The 21969-nt window shown below is 63.3% G+C and carries 16 protein-coding genes and 1 pseudogene; 7 read left to right on the top strand and 10 right to left on the bottom strand.

Annotation, left to right across the window (positions count from 1 at the left end; translation table 11 throughout):
• Nucleotides 1–73 precede the first annotated feature (73 nt).
• Nucleotides 74–157 (bottom strand): annotated as a pseudogene (locus tag IAE77_RS30955) (exonuclease); the annotation flags it as partial.
• Nucleotides 158–274: 117 nt separating this feature from the next.
• On the opposite strand from IAE77_RS30955, the gene IAE77_RS21415 reads away from it, so the two are divergent.
• Together IAE77_RS21415 and IAE77_RS21420 are read left to right on the top strand one after the other, a co-directional pair.
• Nucleotides 275–766, top strand: a complete 492-nt coding sequence (locus IAE77_RS21415; protein WP_294231191.1) for an MOSC domain-containing protein — start codon at nucleotides 275–277, stop codon at nucleotides 764–766.
• Between the two features lie 172 nt (nucleotides 767–938).
• A complete protein-coding gene (locus IAE77_RS21420; protein ID WP_294231193.1) occupies nucleotides 939–1337 on the top strand; it encodes an EF-hand domain-containing protein in 399 nt (132 codons plus the stop codon).
• Nucleotides 1338–1565: 228 nt separating this feature from the next.
• Here IAE77_RS21420 and IAE77_RS21425 read toward each other — a convergent pair whose 3' ends face one another.
• Genes IAE77_RS21425 through IAE77_RS21440 form a run of 4 tightly spaced genes read right to left on the bottom strand, consistent with a single transcriptional unit; the run spans nucleotide 1566 to nucleotide 7770 of the window.
• Nucleotides 1566–2891, bottom strand: a complete 1326-nt coding sequence (locus tag IAE77_RS21425) for a TolC family protein (protein WP_294231194.1) — start codon at nucleotides 2889–2891, stop codon at nucleotides 1566–1568.
• The gene (locus IAE77_RS21430) at nucleotides 2888–6007 is read right to left on the bottom strand and encodes an efflux RND transporter permease subunit (protein WP_294231196.1); all 3120 of its coding nucleotides are present in this window, start codon (nucleotides 6005–6007) and stop codon (nucleotides 2888–2890) included. Before IAE77_RS21430 ends, IAE77_RS21425 begins: the two co-directional genes overlap by 4 nt.
• A gap of 15 nt (nucleotides 6008–6022) precedes the next feature.
• Nucleotides 6023–6718, bottom strand: coding sequence for an RraA family protein (locus IAE77_RS21435; protein WP_294231198.1), 696 nt, complete (start codon nucleotides 6716–6718; stop codon nucleotides 6023–6025).
• On the bottom strand, nucleotides 6715–7770 hold the full coding sequence (locus tag IAE77_RS21440) for an efflux RND transporter periplasmic adaptor subunit (RefSeq protein ID WP_294231200.1): 1056 nt from the start codon (nucleotides 7768–7770) through the stop codon (nucleotides 6715–6717). The genes IAE77_RS21435 and IAE77_RS21440 overlap by 4 nt, the downstream gene beginning before the upstream one ends.
• Before the next feature lie 353 nt (nucleotides 7771–8123).
• Between IAE77_RS21440 and IAE77_RS21445 the strand changes: the two genes are divergently transcribed.
• A complete protein-coding gene (locus IAE77_RS21445) occupies nucleotides 8124–8756 on the top strand; it encodes a DUF47 family protein (protein ID WP_294231202.1) in 633 nt (210 codons plus the stop codon).
• Nucleotides 8757–8776: 20 nt separating this feature from the next.
• Nucleotides 8777–9871, top strand: coding sequence for an inorganic phosphate transporter (locus IAE77_RS21450; RefSeq protein ID WP_294231203.1), 1095 nt, complete (start codon nucleotides 8777–8779; stop codon nucleotides 9869–9871).
• A gap of 10 nt (nucleotides 9872–9881) precedes the next feature.
• Here the strand turns inward: IAE77_RS21450 and IAE77_RS21455 are convergent, their stop codons facing one another.
• From IAE77_RS21455 to bioA, 3 genes are read right to left on the bottom strand one after another with little or no spacing between them, the layout of a single operon-like run.
• Nucleotides 9882–10304, bottom strand: coding sequence for an HNH endonuclease (locus tag IAE77_RS21455; RefSeq protein ID WP_294231205.1), 423 nt, complete (start codon nucleotides 10302–10304; stop codon nucleotides 9882–9884).
• Nucleotides 10297–10695: a hypothetical protein gene (locus IAE77_RS21460; RefSeq protein WP_294231207.1), complete on the bottom strand. Its 399-nt coding sequence runs from the start codon at nucleotides 10693–10695 to the stop codon at nucleotides 10297–10299. Before IAE77_RS21460 ends, IAE77_RS21455 begins: the two co-directional genes overlap by 8 nt.
• A 30-nt stretch (nucleotides 10696–10725) precedes the next feature.
• Nucleotides 10726–11979, bottom strand: a complete 1254-nt coding sequence (gene bioA, locus IAE77_RS21465) for an adenosylmethionine--8-amino-7-oxononanoate transaminase (protein WP_294231209.1) — start codon at nucleotides 11977–11979, stop codon at nucleotides 10726–10728.
• Nucleotides 11980–12065: 86 nt separating this feature from the next.
• On the opposite strand from bioA, the gene IAE77_RS21470 reads away from it, so the two are divergent.
• The 3 genes from IAE77_RS21470 to IAE77_RS21480 all read left to right on the top strand — a co-directional run bounded on the left by IAE77_RS21470 (nucleotide 12066) and on the right by IAE77_RS21480 (nucleotide 20089).
• Nucleotides 12066–12821, top strand: coding sequence for a hypothetical protein (locus tag IAE77_RS21470; RefSeq protein ID WP_294231211.1), 756 nt, complete (start codon nucleotides 12066–12068; stop codon nucleotides 12819–12821).
• A gap of 16 nt (nucleotides 12822–12837) precedes the next feature.
• Nucleotides 12838–15441: a serine/threonine-protein kinase gene (locus tag IAE77_RS21475; RefSeq protein ID WP_294231213.1), complete on the top strand. Its 2604-nt coding sequence runs from the start codon at nucleotides 12838–12840 to the stop codon at nucleotides 15439–15441.
• Between the two features lie 133 nt (nucleotides 15442–15574).
• Nucleotides 15575–20089, top strand: a complete 4515-nt coding sequence (locus IAE77_RS21480) for a hypothetical protein (RefSeq protein ID WP_294231215.1) — start codon at nucleotides 15575–15577, stop codon at nucleotides 20087–20089.
• 116 nt (nucleotides 20090–20205) lie between these two features.
• On the opposite strand, the gene IAE77_RS21485 is transcribed toward IAE77_RS21480, so the two are convergent.
• A complete protein-coding gene (locus IAE77_RS21485) occupies nucleotides 20206–21729 on the bottom strand; it encodes a sodium:solute symporter family protein (protein WP_294231217.1) in 1524 nt (507 codons plus the stop codon).
• On the bottom strand, nucleotides 21726–21953 hold the full coding sequence (locus IAE77_RS21490) for a hypothetical protein (protein ID WP_294231219.1): 228 nt from the start codon (nucleotides 21951–21953) through the stop codon (nucleotides 21726–21728). The genes IAE77_RS21485 and IAE77_RS21490 overlap by 4 nt, the downstream gene beginning before the upstream one ends.
• Nucleotides 21954–21969: the final 16 nt, after the last annotated feature.

The raw sequence follows: 21969 nt of genomic DNA on the forward strand, positions 1-21969 counted from the left end.
AGGAAGACGTCATAAGAGGCCACGCTGCTTGACCAACAACTTGACTTATACTTGACCAATCCGCCGCTCCTGGTCACAGCCGAATCTTGAGCCCCATTTGCTCCTTCATCGTCAGCAGCGCCTCGGCGTTGCCTTTGGCGTCATCGACGGGGTGGTGGGCCGTGACGTCGCGTGCATCGTGTCCGCTCTGGAACTCGGTGCTGGCGGGTGAAGGGTGGGAGCAGGCAGCATCCATTCGCGTTTTGACCCTGAAGCCCTGAGATGTCCCAGCTCCATGAGCCGTCCCTTCCTTGAAGCCATTTTCATCACCCCTCGCGCCGGTGAGCCGATGATGCGTGTGGCGGAGGTCGAGGCACTCGCGGGCGTGGGACTGCGCGGGGATCGCTATGCGAAAGGCGAAGGATACTACTCACCGCGGGATGTGTGCGAGGTGACCTTGATCGAGGGCGAAGTGCTGGACGCCATCAAGCGCGAGCATGGCATCCGCATCCACCAAGGCCAGCACCGGCGCAACCTGGTCACGCGCGGGCTGGCGCTGCGGGAGATGAAGGGCCGGCGGCTGCGCATTGGCGACGTGCTGCTGGAATACGACCGCCCACGTCCGCCGTGCGACTACGTCCAGCGACTGACCGAGCCCGGCATGACCCGGGCCTTGGGGAAGGGGGCGGGAATCGGCGTGCGGGTGTTGGAATCCGGAATCCTGCGCGAGGGTGACACCATCCAGGTGCTGGAGGGCGATCCGCAGTCACAGCGCTGGCTGCCGTGAGCGATGCGTCGGCCTGTGCGGACGGCATCGACGTTGAAGTCATCACACGTTCCCTTTTTTCGTACCTGACCATTCGCTAAGGACAGGCCGCACAGCCATGCCGGGGCTGAAGGGCGAAAACCAGCGCCATCACATGATGGTTCCAATCCAAAAACAACCACGTTCCCCCACCATGAAAGCAAAACTCAGCCTCGCCTTCTCCCTTCTTGCTGCCGCCGCCATCAGCGCCTCGGCACAGTCATCCTCCGGCACCAACAACCCGGGCTCCTCTGGCACCGGATCCTCCGGCACCAGCACTTCCGGCAACACCAGCACCACCACCACCGGATCGGCCAATGCCACTGGAATCACCAGCAGCAATGAGGCGGAGGTGTTCCGCAAGCTCGACACCGACAGCGATGGCAAGCTGAGCAAGGAGGAATTCTCCCGCGTCACCACGCTCGACATGCAGAGCATGGGCACCAGCGGCTCCGACTCCACCGACCGCGGCACCACGGGCTCCGGCACGAACACCAGCGGCTCCAGCACGAGCGGCTCCACAAGCACCAACTCCGACAAAAACTCCCGCTGAGCGCACCCGTCAGTGAAGATCTGGCAGTAAGCAATGGAGATGGCCTGCGGCTTCGACACCGCAGACCATCTCCCGCATGAGCTGGGATGAGAAAAGGCAGTCCCGCCTGGATACATGGGGATGGACCGGCTTTGGTCGGTGGTTCTTCACGCGTCAGCGAATGTGGCACGCTGAACCGTGAACACCGTGTTTTTCGCGATGCGCGGCGGGCCTCGTTTGAGCCACATCCTAGCGGTCACGCCCGGTGTCGTCGGGCGGAGTGGCGGGGCGGGTCATGAGGCCGGTCTGGAAGTCGAGGATGCTGCGACGCAGCAGATACTCGTAGCGTGTTGTCGTTTGATTGATCTCGGCGGCGGTGAGGGTGAGCTGGGCCTGGCTGAGCTCGACGACGCTGCTGCTGCCGGCCTGGAAGCGGGCTTCGGCGAGGCTGTGGGCTTGTGCGGACTGCTCGCGGAGCTTCGCGGTGATGTTGAGGCGTTCGAGGGCGTTGGTGGCGTTGAGCCAGGCGATCTGCACGTCGCGGGTGATGGCGGCTTCCTGGTCTTTGAGGGTCTGCTCGGCGGCCTGAGCGCGGAGTTCGGCCTCGTTTTGACGGGCGGTGTTGAGCCCGCCGGTGAAGAGCGGCCAAGTGAGCACGACTCCGGCGGCGGCGTAGTTTTGATCGAGGGAACGATCACGCCAGGGCATGGTCCCGGCGGTGCCTTGCAGAGTCAGGCGCGGACGGCTGAGAGCGTTTTCGGCTTTGACGAATTTTTGGGCGGCGTCGCGTTCCAGGCGGAGTTTGGCGAGTTCGGGCCGCAGATTGAGCGCCATCTGAATGAGGCCGTGGGGCTTGGAAGGCAGCGCCACGGGCTGCTGGGGTGAGATGACGTGGTATTCGCTGTTTTCGGGGTCGAGCAGCAAGCGGGCGAGGGTGGCGTGGGCAGATTTGAGGTCGTTTTGTGAACGAGCGAGCAGCAGCTCGGCGTCCTTGGCGTTCACTTCGGCAAAGCTGACATCGATGGCGGACTTGAGCTGGTTTTTTTGCAGCGAGACGGTGTTGTCCCGCAGCAGGCGGCGGGTTTTGATGGTCTGTTCGGCGACTCCAAGCAAGGCCTGGGCCTGCAGGATGGCGTAGCAGGCGGCGTCGGTTTCGAGAAGGATTTGGGCGCGGGTGAAGCGGGCGTTCTCCGCCTCGGCCTCGGCCCGGAGGCGTGAGCTGGCGGTGAGATTGCTCGTGCGGCCGAAGTCGGTGATGAGCTGGCTGACGGTGACGGCACCGGAGGCACGGTTGTACACGCCGGCGAGCTGGAGGGCATCGGTGGAGGCCTTGATGCCGCCGGTGGCATCGCTGGTGATGACGCCTGCGGCGATGCCTTGTACCTGCGGCAGGTAGGCGGCGCGGTTTTGTTTCACGATTTCCTCGGTGGCACGCACGGTGAGATCAGCGGCGTTGATGCGCGGATGGCGCTTCAAAACGAGGACGCGGGCCTCACCAAGGCTGAGAGTGCGCGTTTTATCGCCTGCATGGGCGGCGAGCGCCGCGAGGAGGAAGGTCAAAACGAGGCGTTTCATGAGGGAACAGCGGCGGTGGATTCGCGACGACGATGCGCGATGAGGTAGGCGGCGGGCACGACGAACATCGTGAGCACGACGGAGACGCCGAGTCCGCCGATGATGGCGCGGGCGAGGGGCGCGTAGGCCTCGCTGCCGGTGCCGAGGGCGAGAGCCATGGGAGCGAGGCCGATGAGCGTGGCGAGGGAGGTCATGAGAATGGGCCGCAGACGCACACGGCAGGCGGTGATGACGGCATCCCGCAGCGGCACGCCGTCCTGGCGCAGGTGGCGGGCGAATTCGACGATGAGGATGCTGTTGGAGACGACGATGCCCATCATCATGACCACGCCCATGAGGGACATGACGTTCAGCGTGGTGCCGGTGGCCCAGAGCATGAGCACGACGCCGATGAGGCCGGTGGGAATGGCCAGCAGGATCAGGAACGGATCGAGGAAGCTCTGAAACTGCGCGACGAGAATGAGATACACGAGCACGACGGCGAGGATCAGGCCGAGGCCGAAGGTCTGGAAGGACTCGTTCATGTTCCCCACGCTGCCGCGCAGGTCGATCTTGGCACCTTCCGGCACCTTGGTTTCCGAGAGGATCTTTTCCACGCCTTTCATGACGAGGCTCACGTCCTCACCCTCCGGAGCGACGAAGAGATTGATGATGCGGCGGATCTGGTAGTGCGTGATCTCGGTGGGGCCGAGCATGGGCTCCAGCGTGGCGACGGCATCGAGGCGCACGGATTTCTCCATGCCGGGGCCGCGGATGGGGATGGCCCGCAGCATCTCGAAGTCCCTCACATGACCCTCGGGATACTGCACGGTGAGGTAGTAGTCGTTCCCGCTCTTCGGATCGGCCCAGAAGGTGGGCGCGATGAGGCCGTTCGACATGAGCGCGGTGATGACGTTGTGGGTGACCTCCTTCGGCGTGAGCCCGAGCTCGGAGATGCGCTTGCGGTCCAGGTCCATGCGGATGGAGGGGTAATCCATGTCCTGCGGCACGAGCACATCACTCACACCGGGAAGCTGGCGGATCCTGGCGGCCAGCTCGGACGCCGTCTTGTGCGTGGCTTTGATGTCGCTGCCGCTGATTTGGATGTCGATGGGCGTCGGGCGGCCGAGATTGAGCACGGAATCGACCAGGCCGCCGGATTGGAAGAAGGCGCTGACATGCGGCAGCTCGGTGCGGAGGCGCTCGCGGACACGCCGCATGTATTCATAGCTGCCGACGTGGTGGTCCTCCTTCAAGCTGACCTGCACCGTGGCGGTGTGCTGGGCGGTGTTGGGGTTGAAGATGGCGGAGAAGTCGGCGGTGATGCCGATGTTCGACACGACGACGTCCATGTCGTCCTTCTCGACGACTTCGCGGCAGATGTTCTCGACCTGCTCGACGAGTTTCTCCGTCACCTCCAGCCGCGTGCCGCTGGGAGCCTTCAAGGAGATGTAAAACTGCCCGGCGTCGGTGCGGGGAAAGTAGGCCATGCCGATCCATGGCAGCAGCAGCGCGGAGCAGGCCATGGCGGCGGCCAGCAGGATGAGAATGAGGGAGGGGGCCTTCAAGGCGGTGCGCAACACGCGCTCGAAGACGTTCAGCAGGCCGTCGAAGCGGCGGTTGAACCACGCGTTGAAGCCTCTGGCGTCCGGCGAGTGATGCGGCTGCACCTTCTTGATCCATTTGGCGCAGAACAGCGGCACCACCGTCATCGCCACGAGGTAGGAGGCGAGAATCGACAGCACCACCGCGAGGCCGAGCGCCATGAACAGGTAGCGGCTGGCGCCGGACAGGAAGATGACGGGGAAGAACACCACCGCCGTGGTCAAGGTCGCGGCGAGCACGGGCAGCGCCACTTCGCGGCCGCCTTTCTCCGCGGCGACTTCCGGCGTCTCGCCGTGCTCCATATGGCGGAAGATGTTTTCCAGCACGACGACGGAGTCATCAATGAGGCGCGAAAAACCGAGCGCGAGGCCGCCGAGGATCATCGTGTTGATCGTGCCGCCGCCGAGCGCCAGCGCGATGAACATGGCGAGCGCGGAAAGCGGGATCGACAGGAACACCGCCACGGTGGCGCGCATGCTGCCGAGGAAGACCAGGATGAGCACACCCGTGAGGATGAGGCCGATGCCGCCTTCGTGCAGGAGATTGTCCACCGCCTTCTTGACGAAGATGGACTGGTCGAAGACGACATTCGTCACGAGCTGGCTGGGCACATCGACGAGCTTGCGCAGGATGTCGCGCACGCCGCTGACGATGGAGATCGTGTTGGAGTCGCCGCCCTGGCGCAGGACCGGCTGGTAGGCGGAGCGCTGGCCGTCCACGCGGACGAGGTTGTACTGCACCTGCGAGGCGTCCTTGGCCTCGCCGATGTCACCGACGAGCACGGAGGACTGGCCCACGGTTTTGAGCGGGATCTTCGCGATGTCCGCGATGGTGGGCACCTGGGTGTTCGCGTAAATGTTGTAGTCGAAGGGGCCGATGCGGACGTCGCCAGCGGGGAGGATGAGGTTCGAATCATTCACCGAGCGCACCACGTCCATGAGGCTGAGCTGATGAGCCTCGAGCTTCAGCGGATCGACATAGACCTGGATCTGACGGTAGCGGCCGCCCATCGGCTGCGGCAGCGCGGCACCGGGCACCACGGCGGCCTGCGTGCGCACCTTGTAGTGGCCCACGTCACGCAGCTGGGATTCATTCATGCCCTCGCCCTTCAGCGTGATCAGGCACACCGGCTGGCTGGACGCGTCGAACTTCAGCACCACCGGCGGCAATGTGCCTGGCGGCAGCCGTCGCAGCTCCGCCATCGCCAGATTTCCGATGGAACTCACCGCGGAGTCCGCGCTGATGCCCGGCTGGAAGTAGATCTTGATCAAGCTCGCGCCGGGGAGGGAACGCGACTCCATGTGGTCGATGCCGCCCGCGAGGGTGAGGAAGCGTTCCAGCCGGGAGGTGAGATCTTGCTCGATCTGCTCCGGCGGCATGCCGGGGTAGAAGGTGGCCACGATGACCACCGGCATCTTGATCTCCGGGAACAAGTCCACCGGCAGACGAACGAGGCTGGTGAGGCCGACCACCAGCGTTGCGAGGCAGGAGACGATGATGAAGTATGGATACCGAAGGGCGAAGCGCGTCATGAGTCAGTCTCCGGTTCAGTCAAAAACTCCGCGCACAGCGTTGCGCAGCTTGTCCACGGTCACCTCGCCCGCCCGGCAGAGCTCGAACACCTTGCGCTCGCGTTCGGTGATCTGTGCGGCCGCGGCCGGGATGCGGTCCGCGATCTCATGAGGCACGGACAGCACGCCGTGGCAGTCCGCGTGCAGCAGATCGCCCGGCCTCACCTCCAGTCCGCCGATTTTCACCGGTGTGCCGAACTCCACCACGTGCACGTAGGCATGCGAGACGGAGACGTGATTGGCGAAGAGCTTGAAGCTGCCCTGGTTGATCGCAGGCAGGTCGCGCACGGAGCCGTTCGTGATCGCTGCGACGCAACCGAGGCCGTGCAGGATGCAGGCATGCACCTCCCCGAGGAAAGCGCCGGCGCCGGGAGCTTCATCCACGTCCTCGATCACGACGATGCGGGGTCCTGGAATGGTCAGGATGTGGTCCCACCAGTCCGTGCGGTCCACAAAGGTGCCGCCAGTCACCGGCGGGCTGGAGCAGCGGATGCGGGCGGTCACCGCATGACCGACGACCGGCGAATCGCAGTTGGTCATGCAGCGGATGCTGGAATCGGCATAGCCCTCGTTGCGCAGGCGGACGTTGAAGGTCTCGATCGCATTTGCGACCGTGCAGGTGTCGATTTTTTGCAGTGCCTGGAGGGTTTCAGGAGCGATGGCGGGCTTCATTTCTTGTCGAGGGTCGGCAGTTCGACTGGCTTGGGTTGCACGCTCTGGCCGTGGCTGAATTGCGCGCGGCTGCCGACCATCACGAGGTCGCCTTCGGCAAGTCCCTCCGCGATCTCCAGGTGCGTCGGCGACTCGGTGCCGACCATCACGTTCCGTGCCTCGATTTTGTTGTCCTTGATCAAATAGACACTGGCGGTGCTCTTGTCCCGGGTCACGGCCTCGATGGGCAGGATCAGCGCGTTGCTGCGGCGGTCGATTTTCAGCATCACCGTCGCATAAACGCCCGCGATCAGGCTGCGGTCCGGGTTCGGCAGGTCGATTTGCGCCTCCATGGTGCGGGTGGCCGTCTCCACCTTCTGCGACACACGTGTGATCCGGCCCTGGAACTTCCTCGTGAGGGACGGGATGCGGATTTCCGCCTCATCCCCCACTTTCACGCCCGCCACATAGGAAACAGACACCGGAAACGCCACACGCAGAAGATCGACCTGCGACAGCCGCACCAGCGGCAGTGAGCCCGAGCTCGTTCCTGACTGGATGAGCGACCCCGGGTCCGAATACCGCCGTGTGATCACGCCTGCGAACGGCGCGGAGATTTTGGTGTAGTCCAGCATCGTCTGAAAGCGGCTCTTGGTTGCTGCCGCCACGTTTTGCTCCTCCTTGGCAGCATTCAGCGCCGCCCGCGCCGACTGGTCACGCAGCCGTGCCGAATCAATGTCCTGCTTCGCAATGAGGTCCGGCTGCGCCTTGTCCGCTGACTCCAACCGTGACAGGGCCAGATGCGCCTCCTCGTAGGCCGCCGTGGCCTTCTCCATGTCCGCCTGGGCCCGGCGTTCGGCAGCCTGGGCGTTTTCCAGGTCAAACTTCAGCTCCGGCACGTCCAGCTCCGCGATGAGCTGCCCCTCCTTCACGCCATCGCCGGCGTCCACAAGCATCTTGTCGAGGTAGCCCGTCGCTCGCGCATGCAGTTCGATCTCCTTGTAAGGCCGCAGCTCGGCGTCAAATGCCACCTCGCGGTAGATCTCGCCCTTCTTCACCGGGACAACGGCCACGGTGGGCAGATCGGTGCCTTTGGCTGTGGTCCACAGGCATGCCAGGAGGAGGCAGGGAAGGAAAAGAGGTGGTTTTCGACAGAGGGAGGGCATTGGCGCGATGGGAAATCCAACGACCGCAAGGAATTATTTGTTACAATATTGTCACAAAGCAGAGCCTGGGAGGCAAAATGTGGCTGGAGTCCTGACGCCGACCTGCGGCCGCCGGTGTAAGCGAGTTTCTCCGCCATTCTTCGGAGGAAGCCGTTTTGAGTTACGAATCCGTCACACAGGCGGATTTTGACCTTCCTTGACAGAGTTGCGCCCCCTCGCTCTAACTGGCGCGCCCGCCAACCCCGGGCGAACACTCCCACATGATCTCTTTCCAAAAAATCTTCGGCAAGACGGATGTCTTTTACGACCTGCTCGAAGCCAGCGCGGCCCAGGCCCGCCAGAGCGTCCAGTCGCTGAACAAGCTGCTTTCCCAGCCTGCCGACCCTTCCCTGAACATCGACGCCTTCTCCGCCACCCGCCGCGAGGACAAAAAGATCACCCGCCAGATCGACGAGGCGCTGTGCAAGACCTTTGTCACCGAGCTGGAGCGTGAGGACATCGAGGCGTTGGCCAATGCTCTCTATAAGATCCCGAAAACGGTCGAAAAAATCGCCGAACGCGTGCTCATCTGCCGCGAGCGGGTGGCTGGCACCGACTTCTCCGCCCAGATCAAGCACATGGGCGCCGCGGCGGACATCGTGGTGACGATCGTGACCGAGCTGCGCCAGAAGCTGCACCTGGAGCGCGTGAAGAGCCTCAACGAGCAGATCCAGCAGATCGAAGGCGACGCGGACAAGCTGATGCTAGACTGCCTGCGCCGGCTTTACACCGCGGAAAAGGACGCGGTGCTCATCGTCATCCTGAAGGACCTCTACGACCTCATTGAGAAGGTGGTGGACCGCTGCCGTGATGCCGGAAACGTCGTCGCCCACATCGTGTTGAAGAACTCCTGATCCGCAGCGCCTCGCGCCCCATGACCACCGCGTTGCTCCTGCTCTTCTTCGTGCTGTTTGTCGTGCTCGCCTTCGAGTACATCAACGGTTTCCACGACACGGCGAACGCCATCGCCACGGTCGTTTCCACCAAGGTGTTGACGCCACGGCAGGCGCTGGTGCTGGCCGCCGGGATGAACCTGGTCGGCGCGTTCTTCGGCCAGGCCGTGGCCAAGACGATCCACAGCGGCATTGTCGATGACAAGGTGGTGGCCGTGACGACCATCACGATCCTGTGCGCCATGCTGGGCGGCATTGTGTGGAACCTCATCACGTGGTGGTTCGGCATGCCATCGAGCTCCACGCACGCGCTGGTCGGCGGCCTCATCGGAGCGAGCCTCGCCGCGGCCAAGGGAAACTGGAACGTGCTGATCTGGTCCCGTGAGAAGGTGGACAAGGTGACCGGCAAGGTCAGCATGGAGGGCATTTACCACAAGGTGGTCATCCCGATGATCACCTCCCCGGCGCTCGGCCTCGTGGTGGGGTTCTTTATCATGGGCTTCCTGTTCTGGCTGATCCGGAACTGGCGTCCGCGCACGGTGAACACGACCTTCGGCAATCTGCAGATCTTCAGCGCCGCGTACATGGGCTTCGGCCACGGCATGGCGGACGCGCAGAAGACCATGGGCGTGATCATGCTCACGCTTTATGGAGCGACGCAGGCGGGAGATCTCGACAGCCTGCCCTCCTGGCTGGGCTTCCTCAAAATCCAGGACAAAGGCGCCAGCATTCCGCTGTGGATCATCATGACCTGCGCCTTTGTCATGGCTGCCGGAACGTATGCGGGCGGCTGGCGCATCATCAAGACGCTGGGCCACAAGATGGTGAAGATGAAGCCCGTGCACGGCTTCGCCGCGGAAACGACTGCGGCCACCATCCTGGCCACCACGGGCTACATGGGCATGCCGGTTTCCACCACGCACACGATCACCACCTCCATCATGGGCGTCGGCGCGGCAAAGCGCTGGGGATCCATCCGCTGGCCGCTCATCGAGAGCATCGTCTGGGCCTGGGTCATGACCATCCCGGCCACCGGTCTCCTTGGCTGGGTGTTCTACAAGCTGATCGGTTCGTGATTGGCTGGGCTCAAACAGGCGGATGAATGCCGACGGCGATCAGCGCCGCGCGCAGATTCACCAGTCCCGGACGGTTCAAACGAAGTGTCTCCACCGTCGCACGTCCAGCAGGCGTCAGACCGACAAGGCGTCTCGCGTCCGGCAACCACGCGAAATGCTCTTTCCAGCGTTGCGCACGCGGATGAAACAGAGCCGTGGGAAGCTCGGTCACGGGATCCACAGCACGTGTCCGTGTGAATTTGTGGTTGTTACAGCCCTGGCAGGACAAGGCGAGATTGCCTGCATGAGTGGTGCCTCGTTTGCTGCGTGGAATGATGTGCTCTATTGAAAATGCCTCGGGGGCAAAAGCCTCAGGCGTCTGGCAGTATTCGCAGCGTCCGTGCGCACGGGCGCGGACCAGCCGGCGCAGCGCCACACTGACGGTGTCAGCCATGCACGGTGACGAGGGAGGGCAGACCGAGCTGTTTCATCACTTCAGCCACGGTCAGTTTTCGCAGCGCCGCCAGCCTGACCACGCTCTGCACACGGCGGGCATGCAGTGTTTCCACCTGGTCGGAGAGATGTTGCAGTCTGCGTTGGTCAGCCGGTGTGAGCGTGCCGTTTCTGCGCCTGTTCACAAGCTTTCGATACTCCGCCCGCTCCCCGGCGGGCAGTGTGGCATTGATCACCTCCAGCAGCCGGGCCTCGCTGGGCTTCAAAGCACCCCGCTTTACCGCCGTGATCTTCTGGAGCCTCCCCATGACACCTTCCACTTCGACGACGCTCATCTTCGCCAGTTCTCGAAGAATTCGCGCTGGAGTGAGACGTGTTGCAGACATCGACATGGCGGAAAATTGGAGTGCCAGGACAAAAACTCAAGCCGTGCTTTCAGTAGGAGCCACCTCCGCCAAAGCGGCACGCAGGGCGGCGGTCATGCGGTCGATTTCGCCCAGCGTCACGCACAGCGGCGGCATCAGAACGATGGTGTTGCCGACGGGACGTGTCAGGAGGCCGTGTTTGCGCGCGGCGAGGCAGATTTTCACGCCTGCGCTCGGATCTGGCGAATCCACGGTGATCGCCGCGATCATGCCGCATTGGCGGAAGGCCGGCAGATCACGGAGGCCGTCGCGGAGGCGCGCGATTTTGGCGGGAAGCTGCTCCAGCACGCGTTCATCGCGAAAAACGCGCAAACTGGCCAGCGCGGCGGCACAACCGAGCTGGCTGCCGGCATAACTGTGGCCGTAGAAGAAGGTGCGGCCTTCGCCCGGATCGCCGAGGAAGCCTTCAAACACGCGTTCCGTCGTCAAAGTGGCCGCAAACGGCAGATAACCGCCGGTGATGCCTTTGGCGAGGCAGAGGAAGTCCGGAACGACGTCCTCATGCTCGCACGCGAACATTTTGCCAGTGCGTCCGAAGCCGGTCATGACCTCATCGAGGATCAAAAACACATCGTGGGCGTCACACCAGGCGTCGAGTGACTTCAACATGCCCTGCGGCCACAAACGCATGCCGGCCGCGCCTTGAATGAGCGGCTCAAGGATCACCGCGGCGACGCGATCCGCCGCGAGGCCCGCCAGCTCGTCCATGGACGACACGGTCACCACGCGATAGCCGAAGTCATTGCCACTGCCTTTGAAAAGAGGTATGCCGCCGAGACTGGCCGCGCCGAGCGTGTCGCCGTGATAGGCGCGGTCGAAGGCGATCAAGGTGTCGCGTTCCTGCCTGCCGTTCTGCTTCCAGAACTGCAAAGCCATGCGCACGGCGGATTCGATGGCGGTGGAGCCGTTGTCCGTGAAGAAGGCACGTGTGAGTTTCCCGCCCGGCACGAGATCGACGAGTTCCTTCGCCAGTCGGATGGCCGGCTCATGCGTGAAGCCGAGAAACGACGTGTGCGCCACCTTGCCGAGCTGCTCGATGATCGCCTCATTGATCACGGGATGGCCGTGGCCGTGGATGTTGGTCCAGATCGACGCGTTGCCGTCGAGGTATTCACGGCCATGCTGGTCACGAAGCGTGCAGCCGTTGCCTGAAACGAGCAGCAGCGGCTCATGATCCGGCGAGCACCAAGGCTGCATCGGCGTGAAGGGGTGCCACAGATGGCGTTTGTCGAGGGCGATGAGGTCGGTCACGGCGAATGAGGGGATTAGCGGCTTGCGTTCTATTTACAAATCTTGTTTTCTTCGCGGTTTTCCTTCCGCGTATTCTGGCCCCGGTCATGCACGATGAATCCTTGGCAGCCTCAGCAGAAAAGCAGCCCGCCAACAGCGGGCTTTTTCCGGCGACGATGTGGTCGATGATTCTGGCCGCCAAAGGCGAGGAAGAGGCCCTGGGAGCCTTGGAACGGCTTGGGCGGGCTTATTGGAGGCCCTTGTACATTTTCATGCGCCAGCGTGGTGTGGATCACGATGCGGCGGCGGATGCGGTGCAGGGTTTCTTCGAGCATCTGCTGTCCCACGAGATGCTGCGGCATGTGCAGCGCGGGGAGGTGCGCTTCCGCAGTTTTCTGCTGCGGTGCTTCAGCAACTGGCTGGCCAATGAGCATGAGAAGGCGCATGCGGCGAAGCGGGGCGGCGGTGCGCCGCTTCTCGACGTGGATGAATTCGGCTCGCGTGCCGATGAACCGGCCCTGATCGAAGGAGAATCGCCGGATCATGCCTTCGACCGCGGCTGGGCGCGTGCGATGGTGGACCAGGCGATGTCCCGGCTGGAGCGTGAACTGGCGGTGCGGGAGCGCTGCGCGTTTTTGGAGGAGTTGCGCCGGAAAACCTTCGCCACCGACGGCCAGAACCCGGATTGGGAGGAAATGGCCGCACGACACGGAATGACGCATGGAGCGGTGCGGAAAGCGTCCACCGATCTGCGCCGCCGCTTTGGAGCACTGCTGCGGGAGGAGGTCAGAAACGTCGTGTCCAGCGACGACGAGGTGGAGGACGAGCTGCGCTACCTCGTGGGCTTGTTGTCGGCCAACTAAGCTGAATTTTTGTGTCATGAGCGATGCCGCCGCCAAGAAACTCTGCCCTGTCTGCGCTGGCCGGCTGGAGAGTGACGGCGTGTGCCTGGTGTGCCTGCTCAATGAGGGCATCGCGGCGGAAACGGCTCCGCCGGACGGCAGTCTGCGGCCTCCGGTGCGCACTCTGGTGCTGCCGTGTGAGTTTGCCGGCTACCGGCTGGTGCGGGAGATCGCCAGCGGCGGCATGGGCATCGTGTATGAGGCGCAGGATGCGAAGCTCAAGCGCGTGGTGGCCCTGAAGGTCATTCGCAATGCCATCTTTGCCACGCGTGAGGAGGCGGGTCGCTTCAAGGCGGAGACGCAGGCCATCGCGCAGCTCGATCATCCCGACATCGTGCCGATCTATGACAGCGGGGAGGAGGAGGGCCTGCCGTATTACACGATGCGGCTGGCGGAGGGCGGCACGCTGGCCGACCGGCTCAAGAGGAAGGGCGTTTTGTCCGAGCGTGAGGCGGCGCAGATGATGAGCCGGATCGCCCGTGCGGTGCAGCATGCGCACGAGCACGGGGTGCTGCACCGGGATCTGAAGCCGGCGAACATCCTGCTGGATGTGAGCGGGAAGCCGATGCTGTCGGACTTTGGACTGGCGAAGGTGCTGGACGCGGAGTTCCAGCTCACACGCAGCCAGGCGCATGTGGGGACGCCGCATTACATGAGCCCGGAGCAGGCGGCGGGGAAGGCGCGGGAGATCACCACGGCGAGTGATGTGTGGGCGCTGGGCGTGATGCTTTACCAGATGCTCAGCGGTCGGCTGCCGTTCCAGGGCGGCAGCGCCGTGGAGGTGATGAAGCGGATCACGGAGGAGGAGCCGGAACTGAGCTCGACGGGGAAGCTGGTCTCACGTTCGAGGGAGAAAGAGGCGGTGAAGGCGGAGCCGTCAATGGCCCCGATCCGTGAGATCCAGGCGGACCTGGCGACGCTGATCCTGCGTTGCCTGGAAAAACAGCCTGCGCGGCGGCTGCCGGGAGCGGGGTTCCTGGCGGATGAACTGGAGCGCTTTTTGAAGGGAGTGCCGATTCTTTCCAGGCCGGTGGGATCGTTTGAGCGGCTGGGGAAGCTGGCGCTGCGGCACAAGGCGGTCACGTTTGCGATTGTGGGCACGTCCTTGTCGCTGATCATCGGCACGGTGGTGTCCGTCTGGCAGGCGCGGGAGGCGAAAAAGGCCCAGGCAGAGGCACTGCGAGAAAGGGATGAGGCGGAAAACGTGTCCGCCATCATCCTGGATTCGCTCAACGGCCTGGACTACCTGAGCAACGGCCGTCAGTTCGATCCCGAAGTCGCTCGGCGTGAGCTGCTCCAGCGCGTGCGCGACTATCCCGTGAGCCCGGTTCGGAAGGCGGCCCTGATCAGCGGCATGTGGCTGCAGGAGAGCGGTGCCGAGGCGGTGGCAGCGCAGGAAAAGACCCTCAAGGAACTCGGCGCGGCGGCCGACGCGGACGCGCCGGAGCTTTGGCGGCTCCGCCATCATCTGGGGATCACATTGACTGCCGACAAGAGCCGGCGGGAGGAAGCCATCGCGCTGCTGCGGCAGGTGCTGGCCTGGCAGCGCAGCCACCCGGAGCCAGGCGGCAGCCCGGATCTGGCGATGGTCCTTGTGTCACTCTCAGACGCCCTCATCGCGCAGGGTGATGCCGGGGCCGCTGAGGCAGTGCCGCTGCTCGCGGAGGCGCTGCGGCTGGCCGAAAGCCTGGAGAAGGAGGAGTTGCAGGAGAGTTATGTGCTGCGGATTCGATTCACTCACGCCAACGCCCTGTTTCGTTCCGGACGCCGTGAGGAGGCATTGAAGATTGGCCGGCAAAACTGCGAAAAAGCCGTGACAGAGATCGGTGCCGATCATGTGCGCACGGCGCTTACCTTCGAGAAGCATGCGCGCAACTGCCACGAAGCCGGCCTCACGGAGGAGGCCTTGAGCGCCGGTCACAAGGCCCTGGACTGCTACTGGAGCTCGGTCGGACCCGTGGATGGATTCGCCAGCGACTGCCTTTGGTTCATGCTTGGATGCCTCAAAGAGCGAGGTGATGGCGAAGGACGGCTGACCCTGCTGCGGGATGCCTCGCGGCTTTGCGACCAGCAGGGCGGCCCAATGCATCCCAGGACGCGGGAGCTGGTGGAAGCCCGTGTTTCCCTCCTGATGTTCCTGAAACGGCACCGCGACGCGGGCGTGGTGGCTCATGAATGGCTGGAACGTCTGCGCCAGCCGGATGGCACCCTGCCCGTGGAGGCGGAAAAGCTCCTGCGCCTGCATGCCAACGTGCTCCGCAGCATCCCCAAGCTCGACAAGGCCGAGGCGCGGCTGCGGGAGCTGGCCGCCATCCACGATGTCCGGCAGTCGGACACCTTGCAGCGCCAGGCGGATCTGTCCGACTTGGCGGACGTGCTCATCAAGCTCCAGCGTCCGCAGGAGGCCCTGCCAGTCTTGCAGGAGGTGATCCGGGCCTTTGAAACCAGGGGTGCCGAAGCCAGCGCCAAATTCACGCAGTATGAGCTGCGACGCGCGAAAGAGCGGCTGGAACTGGCGAAAAACGAGCTCGTCGAGGCTGCGGCGACGGCGTCTTCAAAAAAAGATTCATCGGCGAGGTAACACGCGGACAGGGAATCTGTGGATGCGGGATGCACGACCTCGTGCATACCCATGAAAACACACTCGAAAGTCGCGGCGCAAGCCGACCTTCCTCAACCGGCTGCCGCATGCGGCACTGGCTGCGGTCCTCTCCATGAACCTCGCCCTGCCCGCCTGGGCGGTGGAGCCGACGCCGGGAACATTTCTCAACGGAAGCAACAGTCTTGACGCCGCCGGCGCCACGATCAACGGCAACAACAGCGTGGGCTATTTCGTCACATCAGGCACGATGGCGATCAGCAACGCCACGCTGCAAAACTTCAACACTGTTGGCGGGTCCGGGAGCGGTGGTGGTGCTGGTTTGGGCGGAGCAATCTTCGTGAATGAGGGGTCAACGGTCACCCTGAATAATGTGAACCTACTGACGAACACCGTAGTCGGCGGACAGGGCGGGGTTGGAAAAATCGGAGGTTCCCTGAATGGCATCTTTCTGGGTGGCACCTTGCTTCCTGACGGTAAATCGGGCGTCACTCCTCCCTTGGACCTCCTGGTTGGGGTTGATGGCACGTCAGGAACAAAGGGAACAAACGGAGCAAGCAACACCTCCGGTGTCGGTGCCAAAGGCGGAAACGGCGGAGATGGTGGAGACGGTGGAAATTCGAGCCCTTCGCTCATTATCGGTGTGGAGCAGAATACCTATTCGCTTATCGTTGCCATCGGGGAACTGAATGCGGCAGCGTCGAATCCTGTGACAGCAAACGTGGCGTCGGGCAAGGTTCCGGCCGTGGTTCAGGCTGCGGTCAACGAAGTGGCAGCGATTGCGGCCCTTGGGGCTTTCGACAAAGCCCTGGCAGATGGTCAAATCGGTGGTGGCGGTGGTGGCGGAACCGGTGGCGTTGGCGGGACGGGTTCCTTCGGCTACGGCGGTGGTGCTGGCGGTAATGGCGGCGACGGCGGTGCGGGTGGGGCCAACTGGGCGCTTTCCCTTTTCCAAGGTGGTGCCGCTGGCGGTGACGCCGGAGGTGGCGGTTCAGGGGGACTCGGTGGCTTCGGTGCTGGCGGTGGCTCAGGAGGCAACGGCGGCGCAGGCGGCACTGGCGCGAGCTACACCGGCTGGGCGGAGATTGCGGCAGTCGCTGCTGTTACAGGCAGCGCTGCATTCTTTCCCGAGGTGCTGGCAAATCTCGCAGGCTTTGATCCCGATGGCAATCCAAGCCTGGACCCCAAGTACGCCGTGGCGCATGCTTATCAGGCACCTTACACCGAGATTGTCCAGCCCGTTGCCGGGTCACCTGGCTACGCAGCTTTGCCCGGAGGAAAGCGTGACGACGGCTTGGACGGTTCCAGCGGCGCTGGCGGATCAGGCGGTTTTGGCGGCGGCACTGGAACCAGTGGCGTTGACAATTTGACTCCCACTGCGGGTGGCAATGGCGGCAGCGGCTTTGGCGGAGCGATTTTCGTCAGGACCGGTGGTACGCTTAACATCACAGGCAATGCCCTCTTTGATGGCAACAATGCCGTCGGCGGCAGCGGTCAGGCGGCAGACAGCGGCACCGTCGCAGGAAAAAGTGGTGTGGGCGCAGGTTCGGATCTTTTCATGATGACGGGAGCCACCGTTAATCTCAATCCAGGCACGGGGAATAAAATCACATTCAATGGCTCCATAGCCGATGACAGTGCGGCATCCATTCTTCCTGCGGGCGGAGCGATTGCGCCTGGCACTGGCACCGGGGCCAGCATTCACATCCAAAGCGGTCTGGTGCAGTTTAATGGTTTCAACACATACACGGGCCAGACCATCCTCGAAGGCGGGACGCTTCAGGCGCAAGACCGCACTGGCATCAATGAGAACAGCAACGTGAACTTCGCTGGCACTGCGACGTCTGATGCGGTGCTGATGACCAATGGGGACTTCACCCGTTACGTTGGTCCGCAGAGCAATCGTGTGCAGTGGACAGGCAGTGGCGGCTTCGCAGCTGCGGATGGTCAGCTCAATGTGAAGCTCAGCAACGGCCAGACAATGGTCTGGGGCAGCGGTAGTTTTGTGCAGAACAGCAACGCACTGATCTTTGGTTCCAAGCATGCCACGGACAAGGTGAACTTCGAAAACAACATCAATCTCAGCGGCGGCAACCGCACGATCCTCGTGAAGGCCAATGACGCCGATCCGGCTAACAACGTGGCCGCCAACGTGGACTGGGCCGTCATGAACGGTGTCATCAGCAATGGCTCGCTCACCATCGGTGACGTGAACCACACGGGCAAAGTGGTGCTCGCGGGCGCCAACACCTACATCGGCAGCACCAGCATCAACGCTGGAACGGTGGAACTCACCGGCAGTGTGAAGAGCGGGGCTGTCAGCATCGCTGCGGCGGCCACGCTGGACAGCAGCAACGGCGGTCTCGACCTCACCACGGCAGTGACCAATGACGGCACGCTGAACCTCGGCTCGGTCGATGACACAATCGCCTCCCTCACCAACACCGGCACCATCAATGGCACCGGAACGCTCACCGCAGCGACTTACAACCTGAACAACGGCTCCGTGCTCAACGCGAAGCTGGGAGCGGGCACGCTTAACACAGCGGGTGCTGTCACGCTGAACGGCACGGTGGATGCCAGCACCATCAACGTGGCAGCCGGCTCCACGCTCAGCCTTGGCGCCCCTGAACTGATCCTCGACACCGCTTCGGTGACCGTCGATGGCACGCTCAACCTCAATGGCGGCAACGAGACCTTCCAGACGCTGCTCGGCGGCGGCACGGTCAACACGAACGCCAGCAGGCTGATCGTCACCAACGGCTCCGGCTTCACCGGCACCCTCAACGCTCCGAACACCAATCTCAGCGGCGGCAGCGTGAGTGTCGGCGGTGGCACCACCACCACGGACACCACCACGGTGGACAACAACCTCACCGTCACCGGCGGCGGCGTTCTGGACAGCAACACGATCACCGTGAACTCCGGCGGCACGCTGGACCTGACCAACGGCAGCATCGTTTATGACGTCCTCAACGGTGTCGGCCCTGTGGGCGGCACGGTGAACACAGGCGGCAGCTTCACCAATCCGAACGGCTCCACCGTGAGCGGCTTCCTCACTGTGAACGGCGACTTCATCAACAACGGCACGCTCGCGCCTGGTGCATCTCCGGGCATCCTGGCCATCGTCGGGAACTACGTGGAAAACGCCACGGCGAACATGGAGATCGGCGGCCTTGCCGGTCCGGGAGTCAACAACGTGCCTCCAGGATCGTTCGGCCACGACCAGGTCACCACCACCGGCACGGTGACGCTCAACATCGCCACCAGCGTGCTGAATGTTCAGGGCTTCAACGGTTTCCTGCCCTCCCAGGGCGACAGCTTCCAGATCATCGCCACCAATCTCGGCGCTCCCATCCGCTCCACGGGCTACTTTAACAGCGTGACCTTCGACGCGGACGGCGCAGCCGGTGCAGGTCTGCCTGTGACCAATGCCGCTGTCGTGTTCGATGTGAACACGGGCGACATCACCGCCACCGGCCTCAATGGTCCGACCAGCACCTTCTCCGAACTGGGTGCCAATGCGAACCAGAGCGGTGCCGCCGCCGCGCTCTTCAGCGTCGCCTTCGCCGCTGTGGGCCCAGGCGTGACGAATCAGATCGATTCTGACCGCACCTTCTCCAACGTCGGCTTCCTGGCCAGGCAGATCATCGATGCCACCGGCAGCGCCTCCAGCGACCTCGCCAAGTACGTCCCTGACTACTACGGCTCCATCTCCGACTATGCCTTCCTGGGCAACCAGGTGCTGGTGCAGAGCATCCAGGACCGTGTGTCTCCAATGACCTACCTTCCGGCCCAGATCAGCGAGGACAGCCCCACCGACTCTCCTGAGTACATGTCCATGTTCGTCGGCTACACCTACGGCAACCAGACGACGGCGGACAATGCCGACGTCAGCCGCAACGACTACTACGCGGGGCTGAACTTCCTCGCTTCTGAAGACCACACCGTCGGCATCGCCGGCAGCATGAGCGAGGGCAGCATCAGCGCCCCGCTCGGCAATGCGGAGTCGGAAGGCTTCGGTGCCATGCTGTTCGGTCGCTTCACCGTGGCGAAGAGCTTCACCGTCTTCGGCAGCTTCGGTTACTACAGCCAGGACTTCGACCTCACCCGTCAGACGGTGAACGGCGTCGTCACCGGCTCCACCGATGCCAGCAGCTACGTCGGCTTCCTCGGTGTTCAATACAAAGGCTGGCGCGTCGGTGATGTCTCCATCGCCCCACGCCTGTCCCTCACGTATTCGGACACCAGCGTTGGTGGCTTCAGCGAATCGGGTGCCATTGACGCCCTGAACGTCGGTGGTTACAGCGACCGCCGCTTCATGGCCGAGGCGGGTCTCTCCGCCCTGTGGAGCACCGAACTAGCCGGCCGTCCGTTCAGCGTGGAACTCGCCGCCTTCGTGCAGCAGCTCCTGGTCAATGATAAGAGCGCCATGGCGGTGAACATCGCCTCCGTGCCCACGGTGAACTATCCGGTCAATTTCGCCGGAAACAGCGACACCCAGGCCGTTGTGCGCTTCAACACCAGCTACTCCTTCGCGAAATCCATCTCGGGATATGCCGGCTATGAAGGCCACTACGGCGGCCAGAACGCCCACTACGTGAAGGGCGGAATCCGGGTCAACTTCTAGTGGTCCCCGGGCTTCCCGGATGCCGGCGGCTGTTGCCGAACGCCTCTGCGCATCCGGGGAGTTTCCGATCACTTGAACCACGCAGGCGCGATCTTTTCATGGGGGTCGCGCCTGTTTCACGTACTGGAGCGGCGGGCATTTTCGATCCACGAACCTGCGACGCCGATCACGATGTTCAAAAGCAGCGCATACAGCCCGGGATGGAAGCCCGAAGTCTTCAGCGCGGTCATGAAGCCGCCGCCTTGGGCCGGAACCCAGAAAAAGGACAGCGCAAACACCAGTCCGACGAGCATTCCGGCGAAAACCGGGCCGGACCGCATGCCTTTCCAATGAATCGCGATCATGAAGGCCGGCGCGAGCTGCAGCAGCATGTCGAATTTCATCTCCAGCAGCTCCACCAGCGTCAGTTTCGTGCCGGAATTGTTCAGCCACACAGCCAGGGCCGCCAGAGTGACCATGAAGACGGTGGAGATCCATTTCCCGAGCCGCGTGAGCGCCCCTTGCTCCATCGTGGGATTCACAAAACCGGCATACAGGTCCTTCGTGACCATGCTGGAGATCGAAAGCAGCGCGGAATCGGCGGTGGACATGATGGCACCGAGCACGGCGGCAAAGACCACCACCACGACCGCATGGCCAAAGAGGCTTTGCTCCTGCACGTGGCGCAGCATCACGCCGAGCACCGCGTCGGTGCTGGCACCTTGCAGCTCGCTGGAGAGATGCGCGGCCGCGGTCACGCCCACCAGCACCGCGATCAAGGCCGTGCCCAGAGGCATGAAGGCCATGACGGCCATGCTTTTGCGCAGAGTCGCGGCTGACCTGGCCGCGTAGATGCGCTGGATCGCCTGTGGATACAAGGCCGCCCCGACACCCAGCAGGAAGATGTAGCTGATCCAGTTGCGCAGTTCGATGCCCTTCGGCGGCCGCACCTTCTCGGGCGCGGATTGAAGCAATCTGCGCGTCGTCTCCTCCATCGAGCCGTATTCCTTGAAGATGAGCACCAGCAGCACGGCGAAACCCAGCGCCAGCACCCCGCCCTGGATCACATCCGTCCACGCCACGGCACGGAAGCCGCCCATCGTCTCATACACCAGCATGATCGCCGCCAGAATGACCACGCCCCAGGCAAAGGCCGTCTCCGGATGCAGGGTCGTGAGCCCTTCCACCGCACGTCCCATCGCCGTGAGCTGGGCGAGGAAGAAATTCGACAGTGACGCCACCATGATCAGCGTCGCCAGCAGGTTCAGCCCGCGGTGATTGAAGCGATGCTGCAAATAGTCCGTCGGCGTGACGAACGCGTGCTGCTTCGCCAGCTTGAACAGCTTTGGCGCAAACAGCAGGTAGGTCACGATGATCGCCGTCATGAAGTGCACGCACGTCAGCCACGCGAAGCCGATGCGATACGCCTTGCCCGAGAAACCCAGGATCGTGTTCCCGCTGTACTGCGTGGCGAACAAGGTCAGCAGCAGCACAAAGAAGCCCACGCCCGAGCCGCCGATGAAATGATCGCGCAGCGTGTTCTCCTGCCGTGCCCGCATGCCCAGCCAGCCGATCAGCACCATGGAAAGCAGGTAGAGGGCGATGAAGACCATCGCCCACGGGCCGAAAGGGATCACATCCGCTGCCGCCGCCAGGATCATGCCGCCTCGTCCTCCTCATCGGCCGGCCAGCAGCGCAGAAACAGCCAGGCGGTGAAGACTGAGATGGCCGCTGAGCCGAGAATGGAGACCACCACCCACAGCGGAAAGCCGCCCAGCGTCCGCGCATCCTCCACCGGCCAGTACCACGGGATCGAAATGCCAAACAGGGCCGCATACACGGCCCAGATCTTCCAGGAGAGGTAGTTTCGGCCGGGGTCGGTCATCAGAAGGTATTTTTTC

The sequence above is a fragment of the Prosthecobacter sp. genome, assembly GCF_014879935.1.
Classification (GTDB): Bacteria; Verrucomicrobiota; Verrucomicrobiia; order Verrucomicrobiales; family Verrucomicrobiaceae; genus Prosthecobacter.